Source organism: Nonomuraea rosea (assembly GCF_039539705.1).
GTDB classification, from domain to species: Bacteria; Actinomycetota; Actinomycetes; order Streptosporangiales; family Streptosporangiaceae; genus Nonomuraea; species Nonomuraea rosea.
Genome location: NZ_BAABDQ010000046.1, coordinates 43,271 through 57,292, shown reverse-complemented (window position 1 = coordinate 57,292; position 14,022 = coordinate 43,271). Strand labels below are relative to the sequence as shown.

Sequence of the window (14,022 nt, the reverse complement as noted above, 5' to 3'; positions counted from 1 at the left end):
AAGGAAACCCGGAAACCTGTATTTCCGCTCGCGCCCCTGGTAGAGCAATTCACCTGCACCTGGCCATGCACCTGCCTCGTGCGATACGCAAGAGTACGGCGAGCGGCAGTGATCCGTTCGGCAGTTTTGGCATCCGAGCCCTAATGAAGTCGGGGAGTTCCACATGGATGACCTAGAAATGGTGCGCCGGCTCAGACAACTAGCCCAGCTGCATTCCCGTGGTTCTCTCACGGACGAGGAGTTCGCGCTCGCGAAAGAACGCCTTCTTTCCCGAGCCGAAGGCCCTGTCCACATTCCAGGGCCGAGGAGTACGGGAGTCCGCCTGGCTGCCACCACATTTCTCGCCGGAGGAGTTCTCGCGCTGTTCGCCTTCTTCGCCATGCCCATGGGATCCCTGCCTCTCCTGGGGTCGGTCACCGGCCCGGACTTGGCAGGCATGGCCTCCGAGGAGGGTGGCTCCGAGGTGGGTGCGTTGGCCCTGCTCTGGCTGGTTCCGATGGCGGCCGCCACAACTGCTGTTCTGGGTGCGTGGCTACTCAGGTCCAACGTGGTACCCAGTTCCCGCACCGTGGCATCCAGCGTTGTTCTCGCTTCCGCGGCCCTGGTCGTGGCCATCTACGTCATCGCCCTCGGCTGGGTCCAATACAACCTGGACCAAACAGCGACCTCGATCCTGGGGTACAGCGCCATAGACCTCGCGGGAGCCGGCTTCTGGCTCGTCCTCTGCGCCATGGCCGTCGCCGGAGGCATCGCGATTGCAGACCTGGTCCAGTCCTCTTCCGCGGTCGGCAGAAGTACCGCTCCGAAGCCCGCACCGGCTCCACCGCGGGGACCACCACCTACATATTCTGCGGTTGCTCCCGCCATTCAGGCGAACACCGCGACCGCGCCGCCAGACGGCACTGGCACCCGCCCTGACACGCAATCCTCCGCTCAACCCCAACCAGGCGGACCACAGAAACGTCCGTCCCTCAGGAACATCCTCCTGCTGGGCGTTGCGCTGCTGTTCCTGATCGCGCTGACCGCGAACCTTTGGAATGGCCGGAATAACGAATCCACGAACGACACGGCGGAGACTCAGGCTCCGATGCCGACCTCTTCTGAGACCCTGCTCTCGCAGGGCCAGGCAGCCAGCGCTTCGTCGATCGAGGAATCTTCGCTAGGGCCTGAAAAGGCGTTCGACGGCGACACCTCTAGCATCCGCTGGGGATCTTTCGAGGGCGCCGATCCTCAATGGCTCCAGATCGACCTCGGGTCGGTCAGGGAGATCTCCCGTGTGAAGCTCTTCTGGGAGACCGCCTTCGCGCAGAGCTACCAGATCCAGGTGTCGGACGATGCGGCGAATTGGACGACCGTCTTCGAGACCACCACGGGAGACGGCGGCGAGGATGACCTCACCACGAGCCCCGCGAGCGGCCGCTACGTCCGGATGTACGGGACCGAGCGCGGCACGGAGTATGGATACTCGCTCTACGAGATGCAGGTGTTCGGCACGTGATCATGCATGCCATCGGACACCGTTCCCGCATGTTCGCGCGGTCGATTCTGGCTTTGGTGTTGCTCCTGGCGCTCGGCATCGGCATGCCTGGCCTCGAAGCCGGGAGAGTCTCGGTAACCTCCACTGACTTGACCGCAGGGTGGTCGCTCAGGTCGGCCGATGGCATCTCGGACAGCGGAGCCGTCATGTCCCAGGTCGGCTACAACACTGCCGGTTGGCATCCGATCTCGCTGCCCTCCACTGTGCTGGCTGGCCTGGTCGCCAACAATGTCCACCAGGACATCTTCTTCGGCACCAACCTCAAGAAAGTTCCTGACCTGACGCGCCAGAGGTGGTGGTTCAGGGGTGAGTTCTCCGCCGTCGCCACCTCGCCAGGACAGGTGTACTGGCTTCGTTTCCAAGGGATCAGCTATCGCGCGCGGATCTGGCTGAACGGGACGCTGCTCGACGCCAACGCCGTCGGCTCCATGGTGGCCCGCGAGTACGAGGTCACCAGCCTGATCCATCCCGGAGAAGCCAATGCGCTGGCCATCCACGTCACACCCCCCGCCCATGACTGCAAGGACCTCTCCTTCTGCACCGTCGACTGGAACCCCGAGGCGCCCGATATGAACGCCGGGCTCTGGGGCAAATCCGTCATCGGCACGACAGGCCCCGTCGCGCTGAGAGACCCGTACGTCAAAACGGTGCTTCCCCTGCCCGCGACCACGACCGCTGATCTGACCGTCTACGTCGACGCGGTCAACGCGGCGAGATTCCCGGTCACCACCACCGTCAGCGGCTCTGTCACCAAATCAGGCCACTCCCCGATCTATTTCAGCAAGGAGGTGACCCTGAACGCCGGTGAACGACGGGAGGTCTCCTTCAACCCGGCGACTCACCCACAGCTTCACCTTGCCAAGCCCTCCCTGTGGTGGCCCCACCAATTCGGAAAGCCCGATCTCTACAAGCTCTCGCTGGCGGCCACGGCTTCTGGATCGACGTCGGACCGCACAGCGATCGACTTCGGCGTCCGCCAGTTCACCAGCCACCGCGCTATGGTCAACGGAACCTCGTTCGCCTCCTACAAGATCAATGGAAGGCCTGTCCTGTTCCGCGGTGGGGGTTACGTATGGGACCTGCTCCAACGCTGGGACACCAAGACCAACACAGCCCACATCCGATACGTCAAGGACATGGGCCTCAACACGATCCGCTTGGAAGGCACTCTCGGCAACGAGGAACTCTATGACCTGGCCGACAAGGCCGGGATCATGATCATGTCTGGCTTCGCTTGCTGCAGCGCCTGGGAGAACGACGGTGGATGGTCCGCCGAGCAGCAGCGAGTGGCCTACGCCTCCATGGAAAGCCAGATGCGGGCCATGCGTCATCATGCCGCCAGCTTTCTGTGGACGTATGGGAGTGACCGGCCGCCAAGCCCAGCACGTCTCACCGGCTACAAGCGCATCGCCACCATGCTTCATTGGCAGAACCCCACCCTGGTCAACGTCGCTACGTGGGCGAAAGCCAGTGCTGGTATGAAGATGGACGGACCATACGTGTGGGCGCCGCCGGCCCTGTGGTGGGACACCGGCAAGGCGGGCAGCGCATTCGGCACCACGGCGGAGGAAGGCACAGAAGCCCCACCACCACTCGAAAGCCTGGAACGATTCATCGCTCCTGGTGACGTGTGGCCGATCGGCCCGGTCTGGAATTACCACGCGGGCAAGCCGGGCAGCGCCTTCGACGACATCAAGCCATTCACCGACGGTGTCAACAAGAGATATGGCGTGGCCACCGGCGCTGCCGACTATGCCAGGAAAGCGGAGCTGCAGAACTACGAGACCGCCAGATCGTTCTTCGAGGCATGGAGCGCACGCCAGCACACCCAAACCTTCGGGACCATCTTCTGGATGCTGAACAACGCCTGGCCGTCGGTTCACTGGAACCTCTACGACTACTACTTCAAACCAGGCGGCGGCTACTTCGGCACGAAGAAGGCGACTGAGCCGATTCATATCAGCTACGACTACCTGACCAGGAACATACATGTAGTCAACTCGACTTTGATGGCACGCAAGAATCTGACTGCGACGGCGACCGTATACACCGTCCCCAGCTTGACCCAGAAGTACACGACCTCGGCTCGCGTCACCTCCGTGGCCAGCACCTCGACGAAGGTGATACGGCTACCGGCCCTTGCCGGACTGCCAAAAACATACTTGGTGCGACTTCAACTCAAAGACGCGAACGGCGCAACGCTCAGCAACAACCTGTACTGGTACTCCACCAGCCCTGACATGCTCGGCGACAGCAGCACGCCCAGCAATACCGCAGTCGACCGCTACGCGAATCTCACAGGCCTCAACCGCTTGGCCCCGAACACCCAGCTCGACGCACGGGCATCCCGGGCTGTCTCCGGCGGGCGAGAAACCGTCACCATTCTTCTTACGAACACCAGCGCGACCAACCTTGCCTTCTTCGTACGACCGGAAATCACGGCTGCCAACGCTGGCAGGGAGGTTGTGCCGGTCATCTACAGCGACAATTATCTCTCACTCTGGCCAGGCGAATCCGCAACGATCACGGCTGCTTATGAGACGGTCGATCTGCACGGCCAGGTGCCGCACCTGCGAATCCGGGGCTACAACGTGCCTACCGCCTCGATACCAGTGCGCTGATACGTCCGCGAACCGAGCCCACGTGCGTACCCCGCTTGCCGCGTCATCGTTGGAGCGGGCCGCCGGGGTGCATGCTCTGCGCCAAGAGCCAGGGCGTTCGGGCTCGTTGACGCCCACGGTTGTGAGCCGCCTGCCCGCGGAGTATCACAGGGGTGCCATATCTACGTCAGGTTCGAGCGGTTGACCTTGCTCGGGCCTGCCCCGGCTGCTTAGCGTAAAAGCTGCCTGCCCTTGGCGGCGAAAACACATGACGGTGGTCAGCTTTGCGGTTTTGCGCGGCGCGCTACTCGTTCTCATACCAGCAAGCGGTGAGCGGACTCGCAGAGGAGCGGGCAGCATGGTCGTACGGCGATTTTTCGAGGTGATGGTCTCGGTGACTGCGATATTTTCTGGGATAGTCGCCTGCGGCTCGGGAAGTATGACTCCGGAGCCACCGGCCTCCGGAGTTGAAGAATCTTCGGCCTCGGCGCGGCATGCGGATGAGAGCGAGGAAAAGTATCTGCGTGAACTCACCCCGGTAGCAGGGAACCCTATGGTAGAAGCTGCCGATGTGAACGGCCGACCTTATCTGAACAGCGTCATATTGAATGCCAGCAGCGTGGGGGCGGATGCTGTCGAGTACAATCTGTCACGCGATTGGCAGAACCTCAAGGTCACGGTAGGTATGCGGGATGACGCCCCGGCCAATGCCAAAGCGCGGTTCGAGATCTTTGGTGATGGAAATCAGCTCTACCGAAAAGATCTTACCTTTGGCGAGTCGGAAGAGATCGACATCGGCGTAAAAGGGGTGCTGCGTCTTAAACTCCAGACCGCATTGCTGTCCGGTGACGATGCTTGCTACGTCGTTTGGGGAGATGCCCTCTTGAAGCGCAAATAACGTGACATCGGTTATGCGGCGTGGTGGTATTCGTTGATCGTGCCTGTGGCGACGGGTTTTCGGCGGACGGATCGTAGGTCGTTGAGGTCGGTCTACGCCTCGGCCATCGACCGCGTCACCGCACTGCTCGGCCGCGGGATCCTCGCCGGGTGCTGCTCAGTCGCGGTGAGATGCAGCGGTGGAGCCTGTCCACGGTCGCGGCGCGGGTGGTCCGGCAGCCGCCCGACGGGACCGCCTTCGACCTGCGTTCCGCCGCGCTCTGGCAGAGCAGGGGCAAGTTCGGCTGCCTGATGATCGTGGTCACTGTGCTCATGCTGCTAGTGGTCGGCGCCATCGGCGCGACGCTGCCGGCGGACCGGGGGACGGACTCCCCGAACTAGATCGTCTTTATGGTGGGCGTGGTGCTGGTGGTGCTCGCCGGCGTCGCCGGATACGTCTGGATCGACGTCCGGGCCAGGGCCATGGGCGTGCTGACCGTCACCGATCGGCACCTCAACGAGCATCCGTGGTCCAGGGTCCGTTCGGTCGCGCTGTCGTAGAAGGGCGAAGCTGCGGTCGTGAACGGGGTCCGCCGGCACCGGTCGGCCCGGCTCGATCTGTCCTTCTACTACGAGCCGGACGAGCGTCACCTCCGGCTGCCCGACGACGCCACTCTGCACGGCGCGATCGCGGCGGCGCCGGCGGCGCACAGCCCCGAGGGCGTCTTCCGCGGCGGGGATTCGCGAACTGGTGCCACAACATCCGGTCAGGTTGGCAGTTGACGTCCGGTCGTGCCCGCCTGGCGAGGAGGCGCAGGTCGTGAGCGGGCGGCGCATGCGGGCGGAGCGCCGCACCCGTCCGCTGAGGTGCTGTGAGCGGAGTGGCGGAACTACACACAGTTGACTAACGCGACTTAAGCGGAATACTGGTCACCCGATTGGGCCGTCGTTCTAGTGAGACGAGGATTCCGATGTCGTCGTTCGGCCTCGCGATGCCTCAGGCAGAGCCGTATCAGGCACAGCCATACCGGGCAGAGCCACGCCAGGCGGAGCCGCACCAGGCGAAGCCGCACCGGGCAGAGCCGCACCAGGCTTCCAGCGACGCCGACGACGCGGAAAGGCACGCGCCAGATCGGCGCGGCACCGACCGGCCACCGGACGGGACCGGCACTCACCGCTAGCACGTGCCTTTCGCGGCGGTCGACAGATCCCGACGACTCCCCCGACCCCAGGACTTTCATGCCGCCAGACTCCTTCAGCGTCCCGACGGTGATCGGCATCGCCGTCTTCGTGCTCGCCCTCGCGGGCGCCCTGATCCTCTACCTGCGCGTACGCGGCCAGCTCGCCCAGGCCCGCGGGCAACTCGCGCAGAACCGTCAGGTACAGGACCACCTGACCCGAGAGTCCAGTGCCTGGAGCCAGCGCCTGCTTCAGGCGGAGCGCAAGGTCCAGGAGAACGCGGACCAGGTGCGCGACGCCCGCGCCCAGCACGACCTCGTACGCGCCGAGACCGACCATCTGATCAACAAGCGGATCCCCGCCCTGCTGTCCCACCTGCGGGCCCCGCATGTGATCGTGCCCGGCATGCAGAACCAGGCGCTCGCCGGCACGGACATCGACCGGCAGCACCGCGCCGTCCTCGACACCCTCACCCGTGGCATCCGCGAGGAGGCCGAACGCATCGACGAGAGCGCCCAGGCCGTCATCAGAGGCGCCATGTCCCGCGTGCAGAGCCAGGCCCTGCGCGCCCAGGACCTGCTCGCCGGCGTGCAGCAGCGTTACAGCGGCGACGAGCACACGGCGCTGCTGCGCGAGGTGCTGGGACTCGACATGTTCAACGAGCTGATCATCCGCCGGATGCAGGTCACCGGCATCGCCTGCGGCGCCACCCCCGGCCTGTCGCGTGACGACACCTACCTGGTGGACCTGGTGGTGGGCGCCGTCTCGCGGGTGGAGAACTTCGAGCTGCGCGTCGAGGGCCCGGCCAACCACCTGCGCCGCCGGATCGGGGTCGCCGCCCGCGCCGCGGAGTCGATCCTGTTCATCACCGCCGAGCTGCTGGCCAACGCGGTGCACCACTCCCACGGCACGCTCAAGGTGACCATCGCCGTGCACGAGACCAACAGCGGCGCCGCCATCGTCATCGACGACGCCGGCGTCGGCCTCAACGAGGATCAGTACGCCCGCGCGAGCCGCCTGCTCAGCGGCAACCATCCGGTCCGCCTGGTCGACCTGGGCAACCCGCCCCGCACCGGCTGGGCGGCGATCGGCCGCCAGGTCGCGCACTACGGCATGCAGGTCACGGTCAAGAAGAGCGCCTTCGGCGGGGTGCAGGCCGTGCTGAACATCCCCACCGCGCTGCTGGTGGAGATGCCGGAGGACAGCCGGCCGTCGGTGCTCGCGCCCGAGCCGGTGCGCGCGGCCGCCCCGACCGCCGCCACGGCCATCCGCCGGGATCCCATTCCCGCCGCCATGGCCGCCCGGCCGGAGCCCGTGTCCGTTCCCACCGCCCGTCGGGAGCCGACGGCGGCCCCCCGGCCCGAGCCGGTCGCCCCTGCCCCCCGGCCCGAGCCGGTCGCCTCAGCCGCACAGCCCGAGCCGGCCACCTCTTCCGCACGGCCTCAGCCCGTCACGGCGCCCCTGCAGCGGTCGGCGGAGGAACTGGCGCCGCTGCCACAGCGCCGCCGCCAGCAGCCGCCTGACACCAGCCCTCCGCCGGCCACCACGGGCAGCGGTTCCGGCGGTACGGGCGGCAGGTTGCTCACCACCCCGGAAGAGGCCCAGAAACGATGGGGCGACTTCCAGGTCGGAGCCGAAGCGGGCCGCCGCGAAGCGCTCCCCACCGAGCAGCACGACGCAACCGAAGGGAAATGACCGTTCCATGGACGCTCACAGCGCTTCAGGCCGGGTCCAGGCCAAGGGTCGCCCGTTGCCCCTCGACGTGTCCTGGGTCCTTTCACCCCTGCTCGCGCTGCCCGGTGTCGCCAGCGGCGTGGTGCTGAGCCGTGACGGGCTGATCCTCGGCGGCTCGGCCAACGTGACCACCGAGAGCGGCGAGCGGGCCGCCGCCATGACCAGCTCCGTGCTCGGGGCCGCGCGAGCCCTGTGCGCGGGCCTCAGCAACGGCGCCGACGACGAGGTGGTGGACATCGTCATCTCCGCCGGCAACGGCTACTACTACGTCGCCCCGGCCGGCGACCGCGCCGCCATCGTGGTCGCCGCCACCGGCGGCGTCAACATCGGCACGCTGGCCTACGAGGTGCAGCTCCAGGTGCAGAAACTGATCAAGGCTCTCGACGAGGCCAGCGCGGCCAGGACGCCAGGCGTCCGGGCATGACCTCCGGACGACAACGGCGGCGGGTCGTCCCTGACTACATGGCCGCCGCGCGACTGACCGTACCCGAGCACATCCAGGTCGAGCGCACGACCCTGGTCTACATCGCGCCCGACGCCGCCACCAACGGGCTCGACCCCCCGGGGTCTCATCTGCTGACTCTGCTGCGGGACGGGCCGCTGTCGGTGTACGAGTGCGCCGCGCACCTGGGCCTGCCGTACTGCGTGGTGCGGTTGCTGGTCGCCGGGCTGGTCGGAAGCGGAACGCTGCTGACCCGCGATCCGCCAGCCACCGACCTGCCCGACATTGAGATCTTGGAGTTGGTGCTCAGTGGCCTCCGCGCTCTCTGAAAGCCGTATCAGTACCGAACACATACCGGTCAAGCTGGTCATCGCCGGGCCGTTCGGCGTGGGCAAGACGACCCTGGTGGACGCTCTCTCGGAGATCAAGCCCCTCAACACCGAGGAGGTGCTCACCCAGGCGGGCACGCTGGTGGACGACCTCACCGGGGTGAACGAGAAGACGACCACGACCACCGCGATCGACTTCGGCCGCCTCACCATGCCCGGGGTGGTGCTGTACCTGTTCGGCGCGCCGGGGCAGACCCGGTTCCAGGTCTTGTGGAACGAGCTGGTCCGTGGCGCGCTGGGGGTCCTGGTGCTGGCCGACACCCGCAGGATCGACGACAGCTTCGCCGTCCTCGACCTGGTGGAGAGTGCCGGCCTGCGTTACGCGGTAGCCGTCAACCACTTCCCTGACTCGCCGGACTACCCGCCGGACGCCCTGCGCCAGGCGCTGGACCTCCAGCCGAGCACGCCGCTGGTGGTGTGCGACGCACGTGACCCCGTCTCCGCCCGTGCCTCGCTGATCGCGCTGGTGGAGCACATCAGAGAGCTGGTGCTGTCATGACTCTGCGCTACATGCCCGACGCGGGCCGCCTCTACGGGCCGGAGTACGCCAGGGACCCGCAGGCCGTCTACGCGGAGCTGCGCCGGCGGCACGGCGCGGTCGCGCCCGTGGAGATCGCCCCCGGCATCGAGGCCCACCTGGTGATCGGCTACCAGGCCGCGCTCGACGTGCTCACCAACGTCGGCGGCGTCTGGATCAAGAACGGCAGTGCCTGGCAGGCGCGGGTCCCCGACACCCCCGAGGCCGCGGGACCCGTCGCCATGCTCGGCTACCGGCCGAACGCACTGATGTCGGACGGGGCCGAGCACGCCCGGTTCCGTAAGGTGATCTCCGACTGCTTCGATCTGGTCCAGCCGCACAAGCTGCGCCAGATGGTGATCGAGGTGTCGGACTCGTTGATCAGCCAGTTCGCCGCGAAGGGCGAGGCGGACCTGGTCTCCGAGTTCGCCCAGCCCATCCCGGCCCGCATCTTCAACTCGCTCTTCGGCCGGCCCGACTCCGACAGCGCCGGCCTGATCAAGGCCATGGCGGACCTGATGGAGGCCGACGGCGAGAGGGGCAAGCGGGGCAGCGACGCGTTCAGCCGCTACATCGGCGAGCTGGTCCAGTCCAAGCACGCCCAGCGGGGCGACGACCTGACGTCCTGGTTCATCGACCATCCGGCCGGGCTCCAGCCCAACGAGCTGGCCGAGACCCTCGTGCTCGTGATGGCCGCCGCGTACGAGCCCACGGCCAACCTGATCTCCAACACGATCTCCCGGATGGTCAGCGACGACCGCTACTACAGCTCGCTGACCAACGGCGCGCTCGGCACGTACGACGCCCTGATGGAAGCCCTGCGCGCCGAGCCCGCCATGTCGAACTACGGGCCCTATTTCGTCCGTCAGCCCGTGCACTTCCACGGCACCTGGATCCAGCCGGCCGAACTGGTCCTCGTCTCCTACGCCGCGGCCAACACCGAGCCCACCAACGTGCCCGAGGAGCTGCGTTCCGACGGCGGCGCGTACCTGGGCTTCGGCGCCGGGCCGCACCGCTGCCCGGCCAGCGACCCGGCCATGATCATCGCGATGACCGCGATCGAGCGCCTGACCTCTCACCTGTGTGACCTGGAACTGACCGTGCCGCGCGAGGAGCTCTCGTGGCGGCCGGGCCCGTTCCACCGCGCGCTGGCACATCTGCCGGTGCGTTTCACTCCCATTCGACCTGATCAGCCAGGAGAATCCCCTTGGGCAGTTCAGCCCCCGTCGTCCTCGACCCCTTCGGCACCGACCTCCCAGGGGAGGTCCGGCGACTACGCGACCTCGGCCCCCTGGTCCTCGTAGAGCTCGCCGGAGGCATCCCGGCCTGGGCGGTCACCCGGCACGACCTGCTCAAGCAGCTCATCCTCGATCCACGAGTGAGCAAGGACAAGCGGCACTGGGGGCAGCTGGAGCGGGCGTTCGCCACGCCGGGCTGGTCCTGGATCATCACCTGGATCGGCGTGTCCAACATGCTGAGCGCGTACGGCGACGAACACCGCCGGCTGCGCAAGCTGATCGCCCCCAGCTTCACCGCGCGCCGCAGCAAGGCCATGCAGCCGATCGTCGAGCAGATCGTCGCGGAGCTGCTGGACGCGATGGCCGCGCAGCCGCCCGGTCAGCCCGTCGACCTGCGCGCCGCCTACGCCCACCCGCTGCCGATGCGGGTGATCTGCGAGCTGTTCGGCGTTCCCGCGCACATGCGGGAGGAGATGGCCCAGGTCATGGAGGCCATCATGGACACCACCGCCACCCCGGAGCAGGCGGCGGCCACGGCCGCCAAGATCGCCACGGTGCTGCCCGCCCTGGTCGCCTACAAGCGCGAGCACCAGGGCGACGACCTGACCACCGAGCTGATCAACGTCCGTGACAGCGGTGACTCGCTCAGCGAGACCGAGCTGTGCGACACCCTGCTGCTGCTGATCGCGGCCGGGCACGAGACCACGGTCAACCTGATCGGCAATGCCGTGCACGCCCTGCTCACCCATCCGGACCACCTCCGCCGGGTGCTGGCCGGGGAGATCTCCTGGGACGCGGTGATCGAGGAGACGCTGCGCTGGGCGCCGTCGATCGCCAACCTGCCGCTGCGCTTCGCCATCGAGCCGATCGAGATCGGCGGCGTCCGGATCGAGGCGGGCGACGCGATCATCACCAGCTACCTGGCGGCCGGGCACGACCCCGACCAGCACGGCGAGGACGCCGACCGGTTCGACCCGACCAGGCAGAGCGCCGAGCACCTGGCCTTCGGCATCGGCGTGCACCGCTGCATCGGGGCTCCGCTCGCCCGCCAGGAGGCGCTGGCCGCCCTGCCCGCCCTGTTCGCCCGGTTCTCTGACCTTCAGCTGGCCGTGGACGCGAGTGAGGTGGGACACGTGCCGTCGTTCATCGCGCACGGGTGGAGCAGCCTGCCGCTCACGCTGCACCGCTGACCGTCATCCGCGACGCGCGTCTCCTCCGCGTGACTTCGGGGCGGAGGAGGTGGCGCGAACGGGGTCCTACCGGCCGCTCCGCACCCGCAGGATCATGAGCGCTCCGACGAGCGAGAGCAGGCCGCCGGCCACGAACAGGGCCGGATAGCCGCCGAGGGTGGGCGACGACCAGCGAGCCGCCGAACGGGGCCACGACCTGGGGCGCGTTCAACGCGATGTAGAAGACGCCGAGGTCGCGCCCGCTGTCCTCGGCCGCGGGCAGGACCAGCGTGACCAGTGCCTGTTCGACGGAGAGATAGGCGCCGAAGCCCACCCCGCCGATGACGGCGCCGGCCAGCTGGACGGGCCAGGCCGGTGAGACCAGCGGCAGCGCGAAGCCGGACTGGGCCGATCGGGCGCTCTTGGCGGCGTTGGTCCGCTGCCTGCCGACGGTGCCGCGAGCTCATCGGCTGGTCACCCCGGGTACCTTGTTGGCCTGGCATCGGCGTTTGATCAAACGCTCGTGGACCTACCCACACCGCGCTGGCCGTCCTGCGATGAGCAAGGAGGTCCGGGAGCCGGTTCTACGCCTGGCACGCGAGAACCCGAGGTGGGGGTATCGGCGGGTCCACGGCGAACTGGTCAGCCTCGGCGTGATAGCCATCACGCACCTCTGGTCCGAGGCCGCGCGGCGCCGGCGCCGTGGCAATGATCTCGCCTTCGTGGTCCAGCAGCGCCACCTCGAAGTCGCTGACCAGCCACATGCGCTCGTCTCCGGCCGGCATGGCGTATGCGCCGTAAGCCGTTACGCACGTGCCGGGCCCTCTTCCGGGGAGTGAGCCACCCAACGTGGGAGCCGCGGCCCGCCCAGCGGGCGGTGACGAGAACTCCGCCTGCCGTGGCATAGCCCGTCAGCTCGGTTTCGTCGGCACCGCCGGAATGAGGGCCTAGCCTCGTGTACTCCAGGATTGGTTTCCGAGCCCGTGCCTCAGTTATTGGCCAGGGTGCGGTCAAGGAGGGGGAGCAGGCGGTCCCAGTGGAGCTGCAGCCCGGAAGGGTTGAAGGCGTCGGTGTCGGACATGGTGAAGCCGTGGACGGTGCCGGGGTAGATCTCGGAGGTGTAGTCGACACCCGCAGCGTCCAGGGCCTGGTTGAGCTCGCCGAGGGCCTCGGGCGTGATGTCGGTTTCGGCGTGGCCGAAGTGGACCTGGGCGGTGAGCTTGGAGAGGCCGTCGAGCCCGACGGCACCCACGGGGCCGTGGAATCCGGCAACGGCCGCCACCTGGCCGGGGTGGGCCACGGCGGTGCGCACCGCCAGAAGGCCGCCGATGCAGTAGCCGGTCACCACGACCGGTCCGGCGCCAACCTCGGGCTGGGTGGTGAGGAACCTGAGGTAGGCGTCGGCGTCGCGCAAGACACGTTCGGTGGTGTGCGCCTCGATCAAGGGCATCAGCCGGGCCATGACCGCGGGCCGGACCGCCTCTCCGATGTGCTCGGGAAGCTCGATCACCGGTGCCGGACCGTGCCGGTAGAAGAGGTTGGGGACGAGTACGTAGTACCCGTGCCCGGCCAGTTCGTGGGCCATCTCCCGCAGCACGGGCCGGATGCCGAAGCCGTCCGCGTACATCAGCACCCCTGGGTGCCGGCCGCCACCGTCGGGGAAGGCGGCGAAAGCATCGGCCCGGCCGTCGGTGGTGGGAATCTGCAGAGTCTTGGTGGGCATGACTTCTCCTGTCGTGGTTGATGTGTCGAGCCTGTGATCAACACGACGGAGGCGGAGCCCGCGCGGCAGAGCAAGATCCTCGGTCGAACAGCGGGCCGGCACCGGCCCGTGCGGCGCTCAGGAGAGCACCGGGTCACCAATCCGTGTGTGGCGCAATGCCGTCCCGGTCATCATCGCCGCACAGCCTAGCCTGCCGGATAATGGCGACGCATCCTGGGCGGGGTCTGTCTGGACCTGGCCACGTTGGAGGAGCTCGATCGTCAGGGGGAGCGCTTCCGGTGGCCCGACGGGCGCGGAGACCTTGACTGAGGTGCCGATGTGGCCAAGATGATGGATTGTGATCAATGGATCGCTTGAAGTGATGTCCTGCTCAAGCGGCTGTATGTGCTGGTCTTCATCGAGCACCGCACCCCGAGACTGCACCTGGCCGGAGTAACCGCACACCCGGCCGGAGCATGGACGGCTCAGCAAGCCCGCAACCTGGCCATGGACCTGGGTGACCGCATCGCCGGGCTGCGGCTCCTGATCCACGATCGAGACCCGCTCTTCACCTTCGCATTCCGGGAGGTCTTCCAAGCCGAAGGGCTGCGGATCATCACCACGCTGCCGCGCCGCGTT

16 protein-coding genes are annotated in these 14,022 nt (G+C 67.3%); 13 read left to right on the top strand and 3 right to left on the bottom strand.

What is annotated here, in order from left to right; translation table 11 throughout:
* Positions 1-163: 163 nt before the first annotated feature.
* The 13 genes from ABEA43_RS56530 (at position 164) to ABEA43_RS56470 (ending at position 12,060) form a co-directional block, all read left to right on the top strand.
* Positions 164-1,498 (top strand): discoidin domain-containing protein, encoded by a 1,335-nt coding sequence (locus ABEA43_RS56530; protein ID WP_345575703.1) that lies wholly within the window; start codon positions 164-166, stop codon positions 1,496-1,498.
* Between the two features lie 2 nt (positions 1,499-1,500).
* On the top strand, positions 1,501-4,158 hold the full coding sequence (locus tag ABEA43_RS56525; RefSeq protein ID WP_345575814.1) for a glycoside hydrolase family 2 protein: 2,658 nt from the start codon (positions 1,501-1,503) through the stop codon (positions 4,156-4,158).
* A 337-nt stretch (positions 4,159-4,495) separates the two neighbouring features.
* The gene (locus ABEA43_RS56520) at positions 4,496-5,035 is read left to right on the top strand and encodes an NPCBM/NEW2 domain-containing protein (protein ID WP_345575701.1); all 540 of its coding nucleotides are present in this window, start codon (positions 4,496-4,498) and stop codon (positions 5,033-5,035) included.
* Between the two features lie 149 nt (positions 5,036-5,184).
* Positions 5,185-5,415 (top strand): hypothetical protein, encoded by a 231-nt coding sequence (locus ABEA43_RS56515; protein ID WP_345575699.1) that lies wholly within the window; start codon positions 5,185-5,187, stop codon positions 5,413-5,415.
* 9 nt (positions 5,416-5,424) lie between these two features.
* On the top strand, positions 5,425-5,574 hold the full coding sequence (locus ABEA43_RS56510) for a hypothetical protein (RefSeq protein ID WP_345575697.1): 150 nt from the start codon (positions 5,425-5,427) through the stop codon (positions 5,572-5,574).
* Between the two features lie 18 nt (positions 5,575-5,592).
* Positions 5,593-5,796, top strand: coding sequence for a hypothetical protein (locus tag ABEA43_RS56505; protein WP_345575695.1), 204 nt, complete (start codon positions 5,593-5,595; stop codon positions 5,794-5,796).
* Between the two features lie 456 nt (positions 5,797-6,252).
* Positions 6,253-7,887 (top strand): histidine kinase, encoded by a 1,635-nt coding sequence (locus tag ABEA43_RS56500; protein ID WP_345575693.1) that lies wholly within the window; start codon positions 6,253-6,255, stop codon positions 7,885-7,887.
* Positions 7,888-7,894: 7 nt separating this feature from the next.
* Complete coding sequence (locus ABEA43_RS56495; protein WP_345575691.1) at positions 7,895-8,350, top strand: roadblock/LC7 domain-containing protein; 456 nt, start codon at positions 7,895-7,897, stop codon at positions 8,348-8,350.
* Entirely contained in the window at positions 8,347-8,697 is a 351-nt protein-coding gene (locus ABEA43_RS56490) for a DUF742 domain-containing protein (protein WP_345575688.1), read from the top strand. The genes ABEA43_RS56495 and ABEA43_RS56490 overlap by 4 nt, the downstream gene beginning before the upstream one ends.
* Positions 8,678-9,256 (top strand): GTP-binding protein, encoded by a 579-nt coding sequence (locus ABEA43_RS56485; RefSeq protein ID WP_345575686.1) that lies wholly within the window; start codon positions 8,678-8,680, stop codon positions 9,254-9,256. Before ABEA43_RS56490 ends, ABEA43_RS56485 begins: the two co-directional genes overlap by 20 nt.
* Complete coding sequence (locus ABEA43_RS56480; protein WP_345575684.1) at positions 9,253-10,578, top strand: cytochrome P450 family protein; 1,326 nt, start codon at positions 9,253-9,255, stop codon at positions 10,576-10,578. The genes ABEA43_RS56485 and ABEA43_RS56480 overlap by 4 nt, the downstream gene beginning before the upstream one ends.
* The gene (locus tag ABEA43_RS56475) at positions 10,482-11,702 is read left to right on the top strand and encodes a cytochrome P450 family protein (protein ID WP_345575682.1); all 1,221 of its coding nucleotides are present in this window, start codon (positions 10,482-10,484) and stop codon (positions 11,700-11,702) included. Before ABEA43_RS56480 ends, ABEA43_RS56475 begins: the two co-directional genes overlap by 97 nt.
* 157 nt (positions 11,703-11,859) lie before the next feature.
* On the top strand, positions 11,860-12,060 hold the full coding sequence (locus ABEA43_RS56470; RefSeq protein ID WP_345575680.1) for a hypothetical protein: 201 nt from the start codon (positions 11,860-11,862) through the stop codon (positions 12,058-12,060).
* 205 nt (positions 12,061-12,265) lie between these two features.
* Here ABEA43_RS56470 and ABEA43_RS56465 read toward each other — a convergent pair whose 3' ends face one another.
* From ABEA43_RS56465 to ABEA43_RS56455, 3 genes are all read right to left on the bottom strand, one after another.
* A complete protein-coding gene (locus ABEA43_RS56465) occupies positions 12,266-12,445 on the bottom strand; it encodes a hypothetical protein (protein ID WP_345575678.1) in 180 nt (59 codons plus the stop codon).
* A gap of 224 nt (positions 12,446-12,669) precedes the next feature.
* Positions 12,670-13,404 carry a dienelactone hydrolase family protein gene (locus ABEA43_RS56460; RefSeq protein WP_345575676.1) on the bottom strand — a complete coding sequence of 245 codons (735 nt, stop codon included), beginning with the start codon at positions 13,402-13,404 and terminating at the stop codon, positions 12,670-12,672.
* A 117-nt stretch (positions 13,405-13,521) separates the two neighbouring features.
* A complete protein-coding gene (locus ABEA43_RS56455) occupies positions 13,522-13,980 on the bottom strand; it encodes a hypothetical protein (protein WP_345575674.1) in 459 nt (152 codons plus the stop codon).
* Positions 13,981-14,022 lie beyond the last annotated feature (42 nt).

Bases quoted from the DNA above. Each gene is read 5' to 3' on its own strand.
- ABEA43_RS56530 (WP_345575703.1), top strand. From the start codon at position 164: ATGGATGACCTAGAAATGGTGCGCCGGCTCAGACAACTAGCCCAGCTG.
- ABEA43_RS56525 (WP_345575814.1), top strand. From the start codon at position 1,501: ATGCATGCCATCGGACACCGTTCCCGCATGTTCGCGCGGTCGATTCTG.
- ABEA43_RS56520 (WP_345575701.1), top strand. From the start codon at position 4,496: ATGGTCGTACGGCGATTTTTCGAGGTGATGGTCTCGGTGACTGCGATA.
- ABEA43_RS56510 (WP_345575697.1), top strand. From the start codon at position 5,425: ATGGTGGGCGTGGTGCTGGTGGTGCTCGCCGGCGTCGCCGGATACGTC.
- ABEA43_RS56500 (WP_345575693.1), top strand. From the start codon at position 6,253: ATGCCGCCAGACTCCTTCAGCGTCCCGACGGTGATCGGCATCGCCGTC.
- ABEA43_RS56495 (WP_345575691.1), top strand. From the start codon at position 7,895: ATGGACGCTCACAGCGCTTCAGGCCGGGTCCAGGCCAAGGGTCGCCCG.
- ABEA43_RS56490 (WP_345575688.1), top strand. From the start codon at position 8,347: ATGACCTCCGGACGACAACGGCGGCGGGTCGTCCCTGACTACATGGCC.
- ABEA43_RS56480 (WP_345575684.1), top strand. From the start codon at position 9,253: ATGACTCTGCGCTACATGCCCGACGCGGGCCGCCTCTACGGGCCGGAG.
- ABEA43_RS56465 (WP_345575678.1), bottom strand. From the start codon at position 12,445: ATGTGGCTGGTCAGCGACTTCGAGGTGGCGCTGCTGGACCACGAAGGC.
- ABEA43_RS56460 (WP_345575676.1), bottom strand. From the start codon at position 13,404: ATGCCCACCAAGACTCTGCAGATTCCCACCACCGACGGCCGGGCCGAT.